The sequence below is a fragment of the Bradyrhizobium sp. genome (assembly GCF_050014615.1).
Taxonomy (GTDB): domain Bacteria; phylum Pseudomonadota; class Alphaproteobacteria; order Rhizobiales; family Xanthobacteraceae; genus Bradyrhizobium.
In genome coordinates this window covers 1-16079 of the sequence record NZ_JBEKCZ010000016.1, presented here as the reverse complement: position 1 = coordinate 16079, position 16079 = coordinate 1, and the positions used below count along the sequence as shown (strand labels likewise).

Annotated in this window: 15 protein-coding genes; 11 read left to right on the top strand and 4 right to left on the bottom strand. The window is 61.4% G+C overall.

All coding sequences use genetic code 11. The features are described from left to right. Positions 1-49 precede the first annotated feature (49 nt). The 3 genes from ABR948_RS04405 (at position 50) to ABR948_RS04395 (ending at position 5977) form a co-directional block, all read left to right on the top strand. Complete coding sequence (locus ABR948_RS04405) at positions 50-2458, top strand: bifunctional diguanylate cyclase/phosphodiesterase (RefSeq protein WP_428114223.1); 2409 nt, start codon at positions 50-52, stop codon at positions 2456-2458. Positions 2459-2684: 226 nt separating this feature from the next. Then, positions 2685-4025 carry an MFS transporter gene (locus ABR948_RS04400; RefSeq protein ID WP_428114222.1) on the top strand — a complete coding sequence of 447 codons (1341 nt, stop codon included), beginning with the start codon at positions 2685-2687 and terminating at the stop codon, positions 4023-4025. A 53-nt stretch (positions 4026-4078) separates the two neighbouring features. After that, complete coding sequence (locus ABR948_RS04395) at positions 4079-5977, top strand: potassium transporter Kup (protein WP_428114221.1); 1899 nt, start codon at positions 4079-4081, stop codon at positions 5975-5977. Positions 5978-6026: 49 nt separating this feature from the next. Here the strand turns inward: ABR948_RS04395 and ABR948_RS04390 are convergent, their stop codons facing one another. From ABR948_RS04390 to ABR948_RS04380, 3 genes are all read right to left on the bottom strand, one after another. After that, positions 6027-6287 carry a hypothetical protein gene (locus ABR948_RS04390; RefSeq protein ID WP_428114220.1) on the bottom strand — a complete coding sequence of 87 codons (261 nt, stop codon included), beginning with the start codon at positions 6285-6287 and terminating at the stop codon, positions 6027-6029. Between the two features lie 136 nt (positions 6288-6423). Further along, on the bottom strand, positions 6424-6702 hold the full coding sequence (locus ABR948_RS04385; protein WP_428114219.1) for a high-potential iron-sulfur protein: 279 nt from the start codon (positions 6700-6702) through the stop codon (positions 6424-6426). 180 nt (positions 6703-6882) lie between these two features. Continuing rightward, positions 6883-7524 carry a c-type cytochrome gene (locus ABR948_RS04380; RefSeq protein ID WP_428114218.1) on the bottom strand — a complete coding sequence of 214 codons (642 nt, stop codon included), beginning with the start codon at positions 7522-7524 and terminating at the stop codon, positions 6883-6885. A 578-nt stretch (positions 7525-8102) separates the two neighbouring features. Between ABR948_RS04380 and ABR948_RS04375 the strand changes: the two genes are divergently transcribed. The 5 genes from ABR948_RS04375 (at position 8103) to ABR948_RS04355 (ending at position 13259) form a co-directional block, all read left to right on the top strand. Further along, a complete protein-coding gene (locus tag ABR948_RS04375; RefSeq protein ID WP_428114217.1) occupies positions 8103-9641 on the top strand; it encodes a cytochrome C in 1539 nt (512 codons plus the stop codon). A 69-nt stretch (positions 9642-9710) separates the two neighbouring features. Next, complete coding sequence (locus ABR948_RS04370) at positions 9711-10457, top strand: outer membrane protein (RefSeq protein ID WP_428114216.1); 747 nt, start codon at positions 9711-9713, stop codon at positions 10455-10457. 59 nt (positions 10458-10516) lie between these two features. Further along, entirely contained in the window at positions 10517-11158 is a 642-nt protein-coding gene (locus ABR948_RS04365) for a c-type cytochrome (RefSeq protein WP_428114215.1), read from the top strand. Between the two features lie 60 nt (positions 11159-11218). Then, positions 11219-11815 (top strand): c-type cytochrome, encoded by a 597-nt coding sequence (locus ABR948_RS04360; protein ID WP_428114214.1) that lies wholly within the window; start codon positions 11219-11221, stop codon positions 11813-11815. A gap of 184 nt (positions 11816-11999) precedes the next feature. After that, positions 12000-13259 (top strand): patatin-like phospholipase family protein, encoded by a 1260-nt coding sequence (locus ABR948_RS04355; RefSeq protein ID WP_428114213.1) that lies wholly within the window; start codon positions 12000-12002, stop codon positions 13257-13259. Between the two features lie 12 nt (positions 13260-13271). Here ABR948_RS04355 and ABR948_RS04350 read toward each other — a convergent pair whose 3' ends face one another. Beyond that, positions 13272-14573 (bottom strand): NRAMP family divalent metal transporter, encoded by a 1302-nt coding sequence (locus tag ABR948_RS04350; protein WP_428114212.1) that lies wholly within the window; start codon positions 14571-14573, stop codon positions 13272-13274. Between the two features lie 24 nt (positions 14574-14597). On the opposite strand from ABR948_RS04350, the gene ABR948_RS04345 reads away from it, so the two are divergent. The 3 genes from ABR948_RS04345 to ABR948_RS04335 all read left to right on the top strand — a co-directional run. Continuing rightward, positions 14598-15236, top strand: coding sequence for a hypothetical protein (locus ABR948_RS04345; protein WP_428114211.1), 639 nt, complete (start codon positions 14598-14600; stop codon positions 15234-15236). Next, entirely contained in the window at positions 15229-15489 is a 261-nt protein-coding gene (locus ABR948_RS04340; RefSeq protein ID WP_428114210.1) for a hypothetical protein, read from the top strand. The genes ABR948_RS04345 and ABR948_RS04340 overlap by 8 nt, the downstream gene beginning before the upstream one ends. Continuing rightward, positions 15452-16079: phage terminase large subunit (locus ABR948_RS04335; RefSeq protein WP_428114209.1), on the top strand; the 628-nt coding region annotated here is incomplete at its 3' end. The genes ABR948_RS04340 and ABR948_RS04335, both read left to right, overlap by 38 nt.

Here is a 16079-nt window from a genome sequence, read left to right as displayed (position 1 = left end):
GCTAGCGTCCCCCGCGACGGAGAGGTCTCCACCGCGGCGGAGCTATCGGATGCTGAAGGTCTACAACTGCATCGTCACCGAACATGATCTGAGGCTGGTCGGTCTCGCGGCGTTCGTGTGCGTGCTGGCGTCGTTTACGGCCATCAATCTGCTTCGCCATGCCCGCAAATCCAGCGGGCGGATGCGAAGCACTTGGCTCGCGGTATCAGCCATATCCACCGGATTCGGTATCTGGGCGACGCACTTCGTTGCGATGCTGGCGTTCACCCCGGAGATTCCGCACGGCTATAATATTGCGTTAACCCTGCTATCGCTGGTCGCCGCCATTCTGCTGACCGGCGCCGGGCTCGCGGTATCGCTGATTCCGAACTGGCGCCACGGGCCGTGGATCGGCGGTGCCATCGTTGGCGGCGGCATAGCAGCCATGCATTACACTGGAATGGCCGCATTTGAGATTGCGGGCATCATCCTGTGGGATCCCGTTCTCGTGGCGTCGTCGATCGTGCTTGGCGGGGTCATCGGTGCTGTCGCGCTTCCGGTCGGGCTTCACGGCGATCAGGAGAAGTGGAAGATCGGCGGCGCGCTGCTGTTGACGCTCGCGATCTGCAGCCATCACTTCACCGCGATGGGTGCGGTGGCGATTATTCCCTACCCGACCATCGAGGTGTCGCAATCGGCGTTGCCGGCCGGATGGCTGGCGGTCGGCGTGGCGATCGCAAGCCTCGCCATTCTGGCGCTGGCATTCGCGGGCGTGGTGCTCGATATCCGCGACCATCGCCGTTCCGAACTTGAAACCGACCGGATGCGCGATCTCGCGGACGCCTCGATCGAGGGCCTTCTGGTGTGCGACGGCGAGATGATCGTCTCGGTCAACCGAAGCTTTTCCGATCTGACCGGCCTGTCGACCGGCGAACTCGCCGGCAAAAAACTCGAACGTTGTGTTCCCGACCAGATCGCCCGCACCGAGCTGCTGTCCCGGCCGAACGAGCCGATTGAGACGGAATTGCGCCACCGTGACGGCTCGCTGACCCCGGTCGAGCTGATCCTGCGCCCGATCGTGTTTGCTGGACGGCCGCACCAGGTGGTCGCGGTTCGCGATCTGAAGGCGCGCAAGGAGGCCGAGCAGCACATCTATTTTCTGGCGCATCATGACGCGCTTACCTCGATTCCTAACCGTAGCCATTTCAACGCGCGGGTCGACCAGGAGATCGCGGCCATGACCCCGGGCAATCGGCTCGCGGTGCTCTGCCTCGATCTCGACCGGTTCAAGGAAGTCAACGACCTGTTCGGCCACGCCGCCGGCGACAAGGTTTTGCAATTGGTCGCTTCCCGCGTCTCCGCGTTGCTGGGGCAACGGCAAATGCTGGCTCGCCTCGGCGGTGACGAGTTCGTCATTCTGATGCCTGATGTGGCCGGTCCCGCGGAAGCCGGCCGGTTTGCCGAGATCGTTCTCGAAGCGCTTCGTGCGTCAGGTTCGGGCGAACCGTCGGACAGCCACATCGCGACCAGCATCGGCATCGCGATCTGCCCTGACGACGCGCCCGATCGTCAGTCGCTGCTCACGCATGCGGACACGGCGCTTTATCGTGCCAAGACCGAAGGCCGCAACACCTACCGCTTCTTTGAAGCGAAGATGGGTGCCGAGGTTCGCGAGCGCCGCATGCTCGAGCACGATCTGCGTCTTGCGATGACGCGTGGCGAGTTGCGGCTGGCGTATCAGCCCCAGCAGGAAGCAAAGAGCGGGAAAGTTGTCGGCTTTGAAGCCCTGCTGCGCTGGAAGCATCCGATACGCGGCGAGATTTCACCGGCGGTTTTCATCCCGATCGCGGAGGAGACCGGCGCCATCCTGCAGATCGGAGACTGGGTCCTCAGAACGGCTTGCCGCGATGCGGCGTCGTGGCCGCAGCCGCTGAAGATCGCCATCAACGTCTCGGCCGTGCAGCTCTACAATGCCAGCTTCGTCCAGGAATTGCACGAGGTCCTGCTCGAGACCGGCCTGTCGCCGCGGCGCCTCGAGATCGAGATCACCGAGACGGCGCTGGTTCGCGATTTCAACCGCACGCTGGCGATGCTGCGGCAGATCAAGGCGCTCGGCATCGCGATTGCGATGGACGATTTCGGTACCGGCTATTCGTCGCTGTCCAATTTGCGCGCGTTTCCGTTCGACCGGATCAAGATCGACCGCTCCTTCATCACGTCGGTCAATTCCAACGGACAGGCCGCGACGATCGTGCGGGCGGTATTGGGCCTCGGTCGCGGACTGGGCCTGCCGGTGCTCGCCGAAGGCGTCGAGACCAGCGCCGAGCTGCAATTCCTGCAGGACGAGATGTGCGACGAGGTGCAGGGATATCTGCTCGGGCGCCCGGCCGCCATCGGCAGCTTCCGCCATCTAACCCATGCGGATGGCGTGCAGGAAGCGAGCGACGATCTCACCATGCCGTCAGTCAAACGCGCCTGAAGCCGCAACCCCAATTCTGAGCGACAGCCGTCAATCGCGCGACCGGCATCGGTGCGAAGACGGCGGCCTGTCAGGCCGCGGCCCCTGTTAAACCATGCGCCGAACCGATACGATGATTCGCCGGCAATCCGGTGCGGACCGAACGCACTGAAGGGGTGCCGGCCGATCGAACAGCGGCATCCCCTTGGGTTTCGTGTTGCCATCGCCACAGGACAAACCGCGCGTCATGACGATTGACCGTGCCGCCATCGGCGCCGCTCCGAGCCCCTTGCCGCTGTCGGCGCGGCGGATCATCTTCCTTTATCTCGGCATGCTGATCGTTCTGCTGGCGTTCGGCGGCCCCTCCGGCGGCCTGATCGATATTCCGGTCAGCTTTCTTCTCAAAAACCGGCTGCATCTGGAGGCGCATGAGGTCGCTCATTTCCGTCTCATCACCGCCATCCCGCTCTATCTCTCCTTTGTGTTTGGATTCATTCGCGACGTCTGGAATCCGCTGGGGATGAGGGATCGCGGGTTTATGCTGCTGTTCGGCGGCATCAACGCCTTGCTCTATGTTGGCTTTGCCTTCGTGCCGATGACCTATTCGACGCTGCTGGTCGCGGTCGTGGTGCTGACGGCGTCGTTTCTGTTTGTCGCCAGCGCCCAGAACGGACTGACCACGACGATCGGCCAGCAGCATGCGATGACCGGCCAGATCAGCGCGGTGTGGAACGTCTTCCTGTCGGTTCCCACCGTCGGCGCGTTGCTGATGGGCGGCATGCTCAGCGGCATGCTCGAGGCTGAAAGCCCGGATCGGGCGATCCGCATCCTGTTTCTTGTCGGCGCCGCGATCATGGCCGCGATTGCGCTCTATGCGCTGTGGAAGCCGAAAGACGTATTCGACAATGTTCGCATCGAGGACGGTCCCGACCGTCACCCGGTGACGGACATGAAGCGGCTGTTGGGCCACTGGCCGATCTATCCGACGCTGCTGATCTGGCTGTTATGGAATTTCGCGCCGGGCTCGACCACGCCGCTGCAATATCACCTGCAGAATACCCTGCATGCCACCGACGCCCAATGGGGGCTGTGGAACGCGATCTTCGCCGCCTCCTTCATTCCGACCTTCATCGTCTATGGACTGCTCTGCCGCAGGTTTCCCCTGAAAACATTGTTGCTGTGGGGAACGGTTGCCGCGGTTCCACAAATGGTTCCGCTGCTCTTCATCCATTCGGTGACGGGTGCGCTGATCGCCGCGATTCCGATCGGCCTGATGGGCGGCGTCGCCACCGGCGCCTATCTGGACCTGATCATGCGGTCGAGTCCCCGGGGCCTGCAGGGGTCGATGCTGATGATGTGCGGCAGTCTCTATTTCGCCGTCACGCGATTTGGCGACGTGCTCGGGACCAGCCTTTACGATCACTATGGCGGCTTTGTCGTCTGCGTCATCGCGATCACGGTCGTCTACGCCATGATCCTTCCGGCCCTGCTGCTGGTGCCGAAAAATCTCACCGCGACGGCCGACGGCGATGCGTCCGGGAACCCGCCGGGTCGTTTGGGTGTCGCAATTGAAGGCGATAGTTTGTAAGAAAGCGTTCGGCTGTTGTGACATAAGGCGGCACCACATTGGACGGCGCATCAGTGAGCGAAAATCAGGCACCGGATGCCGGTGAATTTGCGCGGCAAACGCCACAGGGCAAGTTGCCTGTCCTGGCGCTTTCGGCGCTCGGCATTGTGTTCGGCGATATCGGCACCAGCCCGCTCTATACCTTCAAGACCATCCTGGGCACGGCCGATACCGCGTCGGATCCCGGCACGGTGCTGGGCGCGCTCTCGCTGGTGCTGTGGACGCTCTTCATCATCACGTCGATCAAATACGTCTCGTTCGCGATGCGCGTCGACAATGACGGCGAGGGCGGCATTCTCGCGCTGATGGCGCTCTTGGGCGTGAAGAAGCAGCAGCGGCCGACCATCGTGGCGCTCGGCCTGTTCGGGGCGGCCTTGATCTATGGCGATGGCGCGATCACGCCGGCGATTTCGGTGTTGTCGGCGCTGGAGGGGCTGAACATGGCGACGCCGGCGCTGCAGCCCTATGTGGTTCCCGCCGCGGTCGCGATCCTGCTCGGGCTGTTCGCGATCCAGTCGCAGGGCACCGCCACCATCGGACGGTTTTTTGGCCCGGTGATGATGCTCTGGTTTCTGGTCATGGCGGCGATGGGGATTTCGGGCATTGTGCAGCACCCCAGCGTGTTCGCCGCACTCAATCCCGTCTATGGGCTGTCCTATTTGTTCTCGCACGGGGTGACCGGCTTTCTGGTGCTGGGCGCGGTGTTCCTCTGCGTCACCGGCGCCGAGGCGCTTTATGCCGATATGGGCCATTTCGGCAGCGGGCCGATCAAAATGGCCTGGTTCGCGGTGGTGTTTCCAAGCCTGATCCTGAACTATGCCGGGCAGGCCGCGCTGGTGCTGGAGGGCGCGCCGACCGACGGCAATATCTTCTTCCGGCTCTGTCCGCCAGTTCTGCTGATCCCGCTGATCGTACTGGCGACGATCGCGACCATCATCGCCAGCCAGTCGATCATCACCGGCGCGTTCTCGATGACACGGCAGGCTATTCAGCTCGGCTGGCTGCCGCGGCTCCTGATCAAGCAGACTTCGTCGGAAGGCTATGGGCAGATCTATGTCGGCGTCGTCAACTGGATGTTGATGATCGTGACCGTCGGATTGACCATCGGCTTCGGCAAATCTGACAATCTGGCAGCGGCCTACGGCATCGCCGTTTCGCTGACGATGCTGATGACGTCGGCGCTGCTCTTCATCGCGATGCGCGAGATCTGGGGCTGGAGCCTGCTGGCGGCCGGATCGGTCGCGGCCTGCTTTCTGGTGGTCGACAGCGCGTTCTTTCTCGCCAACCTCACCAAGATCGCCGAGGGCGGATATGTTCCGCTGCTGCTCGCGATCTCCGTCTACGGCGTGATGTGGATCTGGCATCGCGGCGCGGCCGCGATTTCGGTGCGCATGCACGAAGCCTTGATCCCGGTGCCGGAGTTCATGGCGATGATCGCCGCGAAGAACATTCCGCGGGTTCCCGGCACGGCCGTGTTCATGACCCGGACCGAGAAGGACACTCCGCCGGTGATGGTCTGGCATGTCCGGCATAACCGCGCGCTGCATGAGCATGTGTTCGTGCTGCGGGTGGAAATTCAGTCGGTGCCGTGGGTGTCATCCCGCAACCGGGTCGCGATCTCGGAAGTCGCGCCGAATTTCTGGCGTGCGGACGCGCGCTTTGGATTCATGGAGCGGCCCCATATTCCGGAACTGCTCACGACCAGCCAATCGCTCGGCTGCACGGTCGATCTTGGCGATGTCACCTATTATGTCGGCCACGAGACCGTGGTCGGCCGCGAGGACGGCCTGGGCATGCCCGCCTGGCAGGAGCGGTTCTTCGCGGTGATGGAGCGCAACGCGGTCCATGTCAGCGACTTCTTCAGTCTTCCCAACGATCAGGTGGTCGAGATCGGGCGGCAGGTTTCGATTTAGAGAAGCGACGCCGGCTGCGCGGCTGACACGCCGCTTCCGGGAACGTTGCCTATTTGGGGCCTTTCACCACACACGAACCTGTCGGGCAGGTTGAAGGAGCAGAATTCGCGTTTGATCCGCCCTTATTGGCGGGTACGACGGGTGAGGTTTGCTTCGCCGCGCCGCCGATGGCGACCGGCTTTTTCGGTCCGCCCACGGCGTTCTGGGCGGAAGCCGGATACGAGACGGCAAATGCGCCAAGAACCACGCCAAGAACCACGCCAAGAACCAAAGCAAGGCTCATAACCCCTGCGATTGCCCCATTCTTCATTGCCGCATCCCCTGTGGTGCCGCCAACCGGAAGTTGGCGCGGTAGATGTGACTATTAGCATGGTGACAGGGCTGGGCGCGAGAGGTCTATCCCGCGGCTGCGTCGAGACCAGGTATTTCGCAGCCGGAAACTGTGCTTATGCCGGCTTCTTCGCATAGACCATGCACCACCCCTGCGCGGCAACCGTTCCATCCACGGTCTTGCAGGACGAGGGCGCTTCAAACTGGACGCAGCTTTCGCAGCTTTGCTCGCCCTTCGGCGTGTCCTGGTACTTCACGATTTTCTGCGACGCCTTGGCCGCCTGCGCGGGCGTCGAAATGGCGATGACGGCAGCCGCGCTCGCGACCGATGCGCCAGTAGCGCCGGCGGCAATGGTCAAAACCTGCCGTCGGGAAATTCCGCGTGTTTCTGTCATGACATTCGTCCTGCTGTGAGAGGCATTTCCAATGGCGTCATCGCGAATCAATTTTCACGATGCTGCTGCGACGGCCTGCGTGTCCGCGATCGGTTGTGCCGCGCGTGGTGGGGTGCACCCTACGCACGACGTCAGCGCACGTCTGTATAGAATTGATCGCTGCCTGCAGGCGTCAGAGAATCATTCCAGATTACCGAGATACGCCGCGACGGCCTGAACCTGCGCTTCGGTCAGACCATGCGCGATCGGCTCCATGATGGCTGAATTGTCAGGCTTTGCCGGGTCCTGACCGCGTTCCTTGCTCCAGTTCAGAAGTTTCTTCGTAACATAGTCATTGAGCTGACCTGCCAGACGAGGAAAGGCGTCAGCGCCTTTGGCTTCCGGTCCATGACAAGTCGCGCAGGGAGGAACGTTGGTGGCGGGGATTCCTTCATCATAGATTTTCTTCCCCGCAGCGGCGAATTCCCTTGGTCCTCCTCCCAGCGGTTTAGGGTTGAGGTCCCTGAAATGCTCGGCGAGGCCCTTGAGCATCGCCGGGCTCAGCACATGCGCCACATTGAACATCACAGGGTTGGTGCGCCTGCGCTCGATAAACGCCTGCAACTGATTTTGAAGGTATTCGGGTTGCTGTCCCGCCAGTCGCGGCATCGGAAAAGATCCACGAAACCCTTGCCCCGACACCCCGTGACAGGTTTTGCAATAGTCGGTCTTGGCCTTGAGCTCTGCTGGTGAAACGTCGGATTTGCCCTTGTCCTCCGCCCGAGCGGCCGCGGAAACGCCGATCACAAAGGCTGCTGTCATAACCAGGGATGTAATGCGCATCAGGCCGCCCTTTTGATGATGGCCACGTTATGCCTTGCCGCGCGGTTCGATCCAGTTGAATTTTTCCGGGCCGATTTGATCCGGATCAATGTCGAAGGTTTTGAACCCCACCACTCTGGGCAATCCGTCAGCAGACGATCCGATCGTGGATGGTCTTCTATGATCTGACGGGGACATTTTGTCTACGCGTATTCGCCGTTGCCAAAAAGCCTCACTGGGACGAAATCCGATTTAGTGGTCAATTTTGCTCACTCGGATTGTCGGTCTGGGACTAGCGCTTGAGTGGCTTGGGGAGCGGTGCGCGCGTTCGCAGAGTGTCGCAAACAACGGGGTGGCGCGGACAAATTTGGCACTGCTTCTGTTTATCGGATCGACGGGCGACGAAATATGATATTTCGTCGGACGTCGATTTGTTGCATATGCAACCATAGTTGCCAAAATGTCTCGCGCGCGCGAAATCTGATTCATTTCAGCTATTGTCTTAGCTGCGCTTCCATCTCTTGGACTATCGTTGTCGCGTAGGCGGGCCCAGACTTCGCGCGTAGCGCGAGGTGTCGCAAACAACGGAATAGTGCGCGATGCAAGGTGATGGCGGTCGTTGTTCCCGACGCTTCGGCAATTGCCGGCTGTTCGCCGCGGGTGCGTTGGTTGCCGTCGCGGTCGGCCTGCTCACGATCGTTCTTGCTCCGCCGGCGCAGGCGCTTCCAAGTTTCGCGCGGCAGACCGGGCAGCCCTGCGGTACCTGCCATACCGATTTTCCTGCACTCACGCCTTACGGCCGCAGGTTCAAGCTGCTCGGCTATACGACCGGCGGTGGCGAATTCCGAACGACGCCGTTCTCGTCGCAGGCCGGCAAAGATGCGCGCGCCGAGTACGACAAGATGCTGGGCTATGTCAAAACGCTGCCGACGACTCCGACGACACCCGAAGCCGACAAGGACTACGTCCCGCCGATCTCGATGATGGCCATTGTCGGCTATACCCATACCCAGGCGCCATTGACCGGCGCGGACCCCTATAGCGCCAACAACAATGTCGTGCTGTCGCCGTTCAGCGCGTTCTACGGCGGAGCGATCACCGAAAACATCGGTGCATTCGCGCAAGTCACCTATAACGCGGTGCCGCCCGGAGGTTTTGGCGATCCGTTCGGTCACACCTGGACCTGGGACAATACCGACGTCCGCTATGCCAGTACGGCCCGTATCGGGCCGCTCGACTTGATCTATGGCATTACCGCCAACAACAATCCGTCCGTGCAGGATGTGTGGAACACCACACCGGCATGGTCCTTCCCTTACGCCGCTTCGACGATTCTGGGCCCACAGGGCCATGCTACCGCGATCGAGGGCGCCTTTGCCGCGCATGTCGGCGGCGTCGGCGCCTACACCTTTATCAATGACCTGCTTTATCTGGAATTGACCGGCTACAAGACGCTCGGCTTCAGCCAGCAGAACGCGCTGGGTACCGATCCGTTCGGTGAGCCCGGTCAGCTCGGCGGCATTGCGCCCTACTGGCGCGTCGCGCTGGAGCCGCATTGGGGCAGGAACACGCTGATGATCGGCGCGTTCGGCGCGCAGTTCAATGTCCATCCATGGGTCGATACCAGCTTCGCGAGCTGGTCGACCGCTGTGTTTCCCCAATCCGACACGTTCACCGATATCGGCTTCGACAGCCAATATCAGTATCAGGGCGACAATTACTGGCTGACGTTGCGCGGCAGCTATATTCGCGAGTTTCAGCGGCTGGACGCGAGCTTTCTCAATACGAGCGCGTCCAATCCCACCAACCTGCTCGACAGCCTCAAGCTGCAGGCCTCGTTTGCTTATGGTGCCGACAACCGGGTCGTTTTCACCGGGCAATATTTCAATCAATGGGGCACCGCCGATCTGAACCTGTACGGGACCGATCCCGTCACCGGTGCCGCCCTGACCCCGAACACCAATGGCTGGATGGCCGAGATCGCCTACATCCCGTTCGGGGCCGGCAAGATGATCGGCTGGCCGTGGTTCAACGCCCGCATCGGCCTGCAATACACCTATTACAACAAGCTGAATGGCACCACGGTCGGCGCCCACGACAACAATACCCTGTTCCTCCATGCCTGGTTTGCGATGTAGGCGGACGTGTCCGCATACGGAGATTGTCTGATGAGAAAGCTTGTTTTCGTCCATGCAGCGGCGCTCGCGGTGAGCCTCGCGGCACCCGCGATCGCGGCGGACCTGCCGATGAAGTCGGAGGTGCCCTATGTAGCGCCGCCGTTCAGCTGGACCAGCTGCTATGCCGGCGGCCATCTCGGCGGCGGGTTTGGCCGCAATGACATGACGGATCCGGTGCAGCTCGTGCAGGATTCATTTTTGGGCACCGGCTCGACCATCGGGACCACTACCACAAGCACTTCGCCGACCGGCGTCGTGGTCGGCGGGCAGATCGGTTGCGACTATGAGTTCGCTTCCAACCTGGTGATCGGTATCGAAGGCACCGCCTCCGGCACGACCATGAAGGGCAGCACGAATGTTCTCCTCCCGCTCGGTAGTCCCGACATTGCGCTCGTGCAGGCGAACAACGATTTTCTTGCAAGCGTGACGGGGCGGGTCGGTTACGCCTTCGACAACGTCCTGCTTTACGCCAGAGGTGGTCTTGCCCTGGCCGGAGACAAGTACAACGTCAGCGGCGCCACATTTTTGGGTCCCCCTCCCTATAATTTTCAAGGGCTGGACAATCGCTATGGCTATGTCGCCGGCGGCGGCGTGGATTGGGCGTTCGCACGTCATTGGTCCGTCAACCTCGAATACGATTACTACTCATTCGGTCATGGCAACATTCTGATGACCGAACAGATCAGCGGCGCTTTCTCGGGTGTCGTGGACGCCAAGCAGACCGTTCAGGTCGTCAAGGTCGGCTTGAACTTTCACATCTGGGGGTCCGGTTGGTGATGGTCGGAGCCTTTTCACGCAAAGCAGACCCGTCAGGCGGCAGGCGAGGCGGCCGGGCCGTGAAGGCCGCCGGCTTGCGGCTGACGTTGCTGACGGCGGCGCTGGCGCTGGGTTTCTCCGTAAGCGGTCACGCGCAGGACATGGTCGTGCATGCGAAGGGAGGCCTGGAGGCCAAGCTGGAATATTGCAAGACCTGCCACGGGCTGTCGGGCCAGGGCTATCTCGGATACTTCCCGATGCCTCGGCTTGCCGGGCAGCAGCCCGAATATATCGAGGCTCAGCTGCGGGCCTTCATCGAGCGCAGGCGGACCAATCCGATCATGTTCAACGTCGCGCATGTGCTGAGCCCGTCGATCATGACGGCGCTGGCCACGCATTTCAGAGGTCTCAATCCCAGACCGTTCGGCGGCGCGCCAAGGGGATCGATCGCGGCCGGGAAGCGAATCTACGAGGAAGGCCTTCCCGAATCCAACGTTCCCGCTTGCTCCGCCTGCCACGGCACCGAGGGCAAGGGCCAAAACGAAATTCCGCGGCTTGCGGGTCAGGTCTACGCATACACCGTGGGCCAGTTGACGGGTTGGAAGACGGAGCGAGGCCAGGGCTCGGCGGTTGATACATCCGCCATCATGGCACCGACGGCACACAATCTGACGCGGTCACAGGTTGAAGCGGTCGCGGCCTATGTCAGTTATCTGCAGTGAGTGCCGCCATCTCATACGCCGACATGTCGGTGGGTACATGAAGCGCGAAAGCTTGGGGTCATGAAGCGCATCGGGTTGAAAATAGCGATCATGGCGATCCTCGCCTCCGCCGCTCCATCGTGGGCCGGCGAGAGCCCCGCCGTCCGCAACTGTACCTGGTGTCACGGAACCGGAGCGCAGGGCTATACGGTCGCGCCGCGGCTGGCCGGACAGCGGCCGCAATACATCATGAGTCAAATCAGGAGCTTTCGCGAGCACGCGCGGGACAATCCGTTTTCGAAGCAATACATGTGGAGCGCGGTCGCCGCTCTCGATCCGCATACGGCACGCGATCTGGCGGAGTATTTTGCCACCATCCCAGCGAAAGCCGCCAATGACGGCGACAGGACGCTCGCGTCGCGGGGAAGAACGATCTACCTGGAGGGAATCCCGGAAGCCAATATCGTGTCGTGCTATGCCTGTCATGGCCCGAACGCCGAGGGCGTGCGCGATATTCCCCGCCTGGGGGGACTGGCCTATTTCTATTTGAAGGGCCGGCTCGAGCAATGGGGCCAGGGATATCATTCGGGCACGGAGTCGCCGATGCCGATGGTGGCGAGCCATCTCGGCCCGGACGAAATCGAGGCGCTCGCCTCGTATCTGAGTTTTGTCAAATAAAGCCGTTGTGCAAGCCGCCTCGATAATACCGCAAATTCAACACTCATCCGCCGCGGCTTCATAACTGAAGTGCAAGCCCGATCGGATGATAATCTGCTGAGATGGAAATATCGAGAAATAGCCAGATGGCTTGGGGATCACGCTCCTGGTCGCGTGCTGGTGATATCAGAAGAAGTGCCGGCCGATGTTAAGACCTTTTCGGCGGGCCATCGCTGCCTTTGATCAAACACTGCGCGATATCCGCTTTGAGGTTGCGCTGCCGCGCGCGGCACTGCTGGGCCTGATCAGCTCGCTCGCTTTGCTGACCGGCGGATGCGCGACGATTTCCCCGCGCAATGTTCTGCCGCAGGCGAATGCCGGTCAGATCGACCTCGAGGGATTTCACAATATCCGTTTCTGGGGCGACGCATCGGCGCCCGCCATTGAAGCGATCGTGATGGCGGATGCGCCCAGGACGCAAACCCAATCGTCGCCGGTCTCGAATCTGCTGGCGATTTCCGGCGGCGCCGACGACGGCGCCTTCGGCGCCGGCCTGCTGGTGGGCTGGAGCGATGCGGGCACACGGCCGGCGTTCGATCTGGTCACCGGCGTCAGCTCCGGCGCGCTGATTGCTCCGTTCGTCTTCCTCGGGCGCGAACGTGATGGTCAGCTGCGCGAGATCTTCACCAAGTACGAAAGAAAAGACATCTACATCTACAACGTTCACGGCCTGATCGATGGTTCCGCGCTGGCCGACGACACGCCGTTGGCGCATCTGATCGAGAAATATGTCGACGCCGCCTTCTTGCAGGAAATCGCCAGGGAGCGCGCCAAGGGTCGAATCCTGCTGATCGGCACCACCAATCTCGATACGCAAAGGCCGGTGTTGTGGGACATGGGCCGGATCGCGATGAGCAACAATCGCGACGCGATATCGCTGTTCCGAAAGATATTGCTGGCGTCGGCGACGCTTCCCGGGGTGTTCCCGCCGGTCCGGATTCAGGTGCGGGTTGGCGGCAAGGATTATGATGAACTGCATGTCGATGGCGGCATCACCAGGCAGGTATTCATCGCGCCATCGATCTTCTCGTTCGTCGCCGGCAATCAAAAGCCGGGAAGGACTGTCACCAAACGGCGGCTGTATGTGATCAGAAACGGGAAAATCGACCCCGAATGGCAATCCGTCAGCGAGAACGTCCTGTCGATCACGACGCGGTCAATCTCGACGCTGATCAAGAATCAGGGAATCGGCGACCTCTATCGTATCTATTCCATCACCAAGCGTGATGGGATCGATTTCAATCTCGCGAGCATTCCGTCCGACTTCAGCGAAGCCCGCAGCGAACCTTTTGACCCCCGATACATGAATGCGCTGTTTGACCGCGGTTATGATCTCGCCAGCCACACTTACTCCTGGGTAAAGTCTCCGCCGGGGCTGGAATTGACCCCGCAGGCGCGCAACTGAAGGCTGGCGCGTTTATCCCGCGAAGAACGACCACAGCAATGCGATCACCGCCAGCGCCATCAGCGCGGTGCCGATCCAGCCCAGCGCGATCAGCCAGGGTCCAGCCCGAAACCGCCCCATCAGTTCGAAATTGGTCACGACCACCATCATCATCGCCATGATCGGGACGGCGACGATGCCGTTGAGTACCGCACTCCACACCAGCATGTGAATGGAGTCGATGCCGGTGAAGCCGAGGCCGAATCCGATCGCGGTGGCGGCGGCGATGATGGTGTAGAAGCCGACCGCGTCCGGCGCCCTGGCTTCCAGCGTCGCGGGCCATCCGAACGCTTCGGATACGCCATAGGCGGCGGAGCCGGCCAGTACCGGTATCGCCAGCATGCCGGTGCCGATGATGCCGAGCGCAAACAGCAGGAACGTAAAATCACCGGCCAGCGGTCTCAACGCCTCGGCGGCCTGGGTCGCCGAATTGATATTGGTGACCCCGTGCGCATTCAACACCGCCGACGTGGTCAGGATGATGAAAAACGCAATCACGTTGGAAAAGATCATGCCCACTGACGTGTCGATCTTGATGCGGTCAATTTCCGGATGGCCGCCGCGGCGCAGTTCGCGAAGCGGGCGGCTTGTTTTGCCATTGTTCTTGCCCTTGTTCATTTCCTCGACTTCCTGCGAGGCCTGCCAGAAAAACAGATAGGGGCTGATGGTGGTGCCGAGCACCGCGACCACCATCAGGAAGTAGTCGGTGTTGATGGTGGATCTGGGCCAGATCGTCGCCAGCAGCGCCGCGCTCCAGGGAATGTTCACGGTCAGCGCCGTCGCAACATAGGCGAACAGCGTCAGCGTCATGAATTTGAGCACCGGCGCATAGCGTCGATAGGGCACGAAGACCTGCAGCAAGACCGAGATCGCCGAAAAAATCAGGGCATGTTCGTGGTTGAGGCCGCCGATCACCAGCGACAGCGCTTCGCCCATCGCCGCGATGTCGGCGGCGATGTTGAAGGTGTTGGCGGCGACCAATAGAAACACCAGCGCCAGCACCAGCCAGCGCGGTGCGAGTTCCATCACATTGGCGGCGAGGCCCTTGCCGGTGACCCGGCCGATCTGTCCGCTCACCAGCTGAATCGCGATCATGAACGGCGTGGTGAGAAACACCGTCCACAACAGGCCGTAGCCGAACTGCGCCCCGGCCTGCGAATAGGTGGCGATGCCCGAGGGGTCATCGTCGGCGGCGCCGGTCACCAATCCCGGACCCAGCAGCCGGAACACCATATTTCGCGGCTTCCTGGTCTCTGGGCGGGTGATTTCGGCCATGAATTGCTGTGACGCCGGATCGATTTGATCGGTAAAAATGGTCCACGAAGCATTCGCGGTTTTGCCACGACGATCAAGGGAATTCTTGTCCGGCGGATCGGTTCGGATTTCGCAATTGGATTTCACGCCGCCAGCCGCGAGAAAAAATTTGACACGTCGGGCAAATCACCGGCACGATTGTCATCGTCGCAACAATTGAGCCCGCGCCGGGAAACCGGTCGCGGGCTTTTTCAATCGCGATTTTTTTTGAACCCGTTTTTTGAATCGGACGGCGGCCGCATCCGGGACGCAGCATCTCCCATGTCAGCGCCTTGTCGCAAGACGCGTCTGCAAGCGCGCCGCCGTCCGAACCAGTGTTGGCGATCAGCCGGGCCGCTTTGTCGCTTTGCGCCTCGCAATCACGAGAGAATTCAACATGACCGCGTATCTGATATCGCTCGCTTTGGCGGGCCTGCTCGCGATCGCGCTGTGGGAGGTCCTGTCATGAGTGCGGACATCATTCCGTTGATCCCGCGCCGGGGCAGCAAACGGGGCCTCACCGGTTTTTCCGCCCCAGCGTCACCGCCTGATGATCTCGCGATGGATCACGCCGATACCGCGCCTTGCGAATATGTCTGGCCTGAAGAGGGCGATCCCGAATTCACCGAGAACATCCATGCCTAATAGAACCATCACCGAAATCCGCTCGCTGGCGCGGAGCCATACGCGCACGGCGCTGAACGTGCTGGTCGGCGTGATGCGCAGCAAGGACGCGACGGCGACCGCCAAAGTGTCCGCCGCCAATGCCATTCTGGATCGCGGCTGGGGCAAGGCTACACAACCGATCGAGAACGGCGACGACGGCGCCCTCGAACTGATCCACCGAATCGAGCGCATCATTGTCCATGCTGAAAATCGCGACAGCGAAAATATTTGAACCGCTGCTGGCGCCCGGCGTGCGGTACCGCGGCGCTTACGGTGGCCGGGGCTCGGGAAAATCGCATTTCTTCGGCGAACTTCTGGTCGAGCTTTGCCAGGCCGAGCGCGGCACCTCGGCGGTATGCATTCGCGAGGCGCAGAAGACGCTGGCGCAATCCTCAAAACGCCTGATCGAAAGCAAGATCGCGGGCCTCGGCCTCGGCCCCCGCTTCAAGATTTTCAGCGACAAGATCGCCACCCCCGGCGGCGGCGTCATCATTTTCCGGGGCATGCAGGATCATACGGCCGATTCGATCAAATCGCTGGAGGGTTTTCGCATCGCCTGGGTCGACGAGGCACAGTCGCTGAGCGCGCGTAGTCTTTCGCTGCTGCGTCCGACCATTCGCGCCGAGAATTCAGAATTGTGGGCGTCGTGGAATCCACGCCGGCGCTCGGACGCGATTGACGATTTCTTCCGGACCAAAAAGCCCGACGGTGCCGTGATCGTCAACGCCAATTGGCGTGACAATCCCTGGTTTCCAGCGGTGCTGGAAGACGAGCGCAGGACCGACCTGCTGCTCTACCCGGATCGCTACGACCATGTCTGGG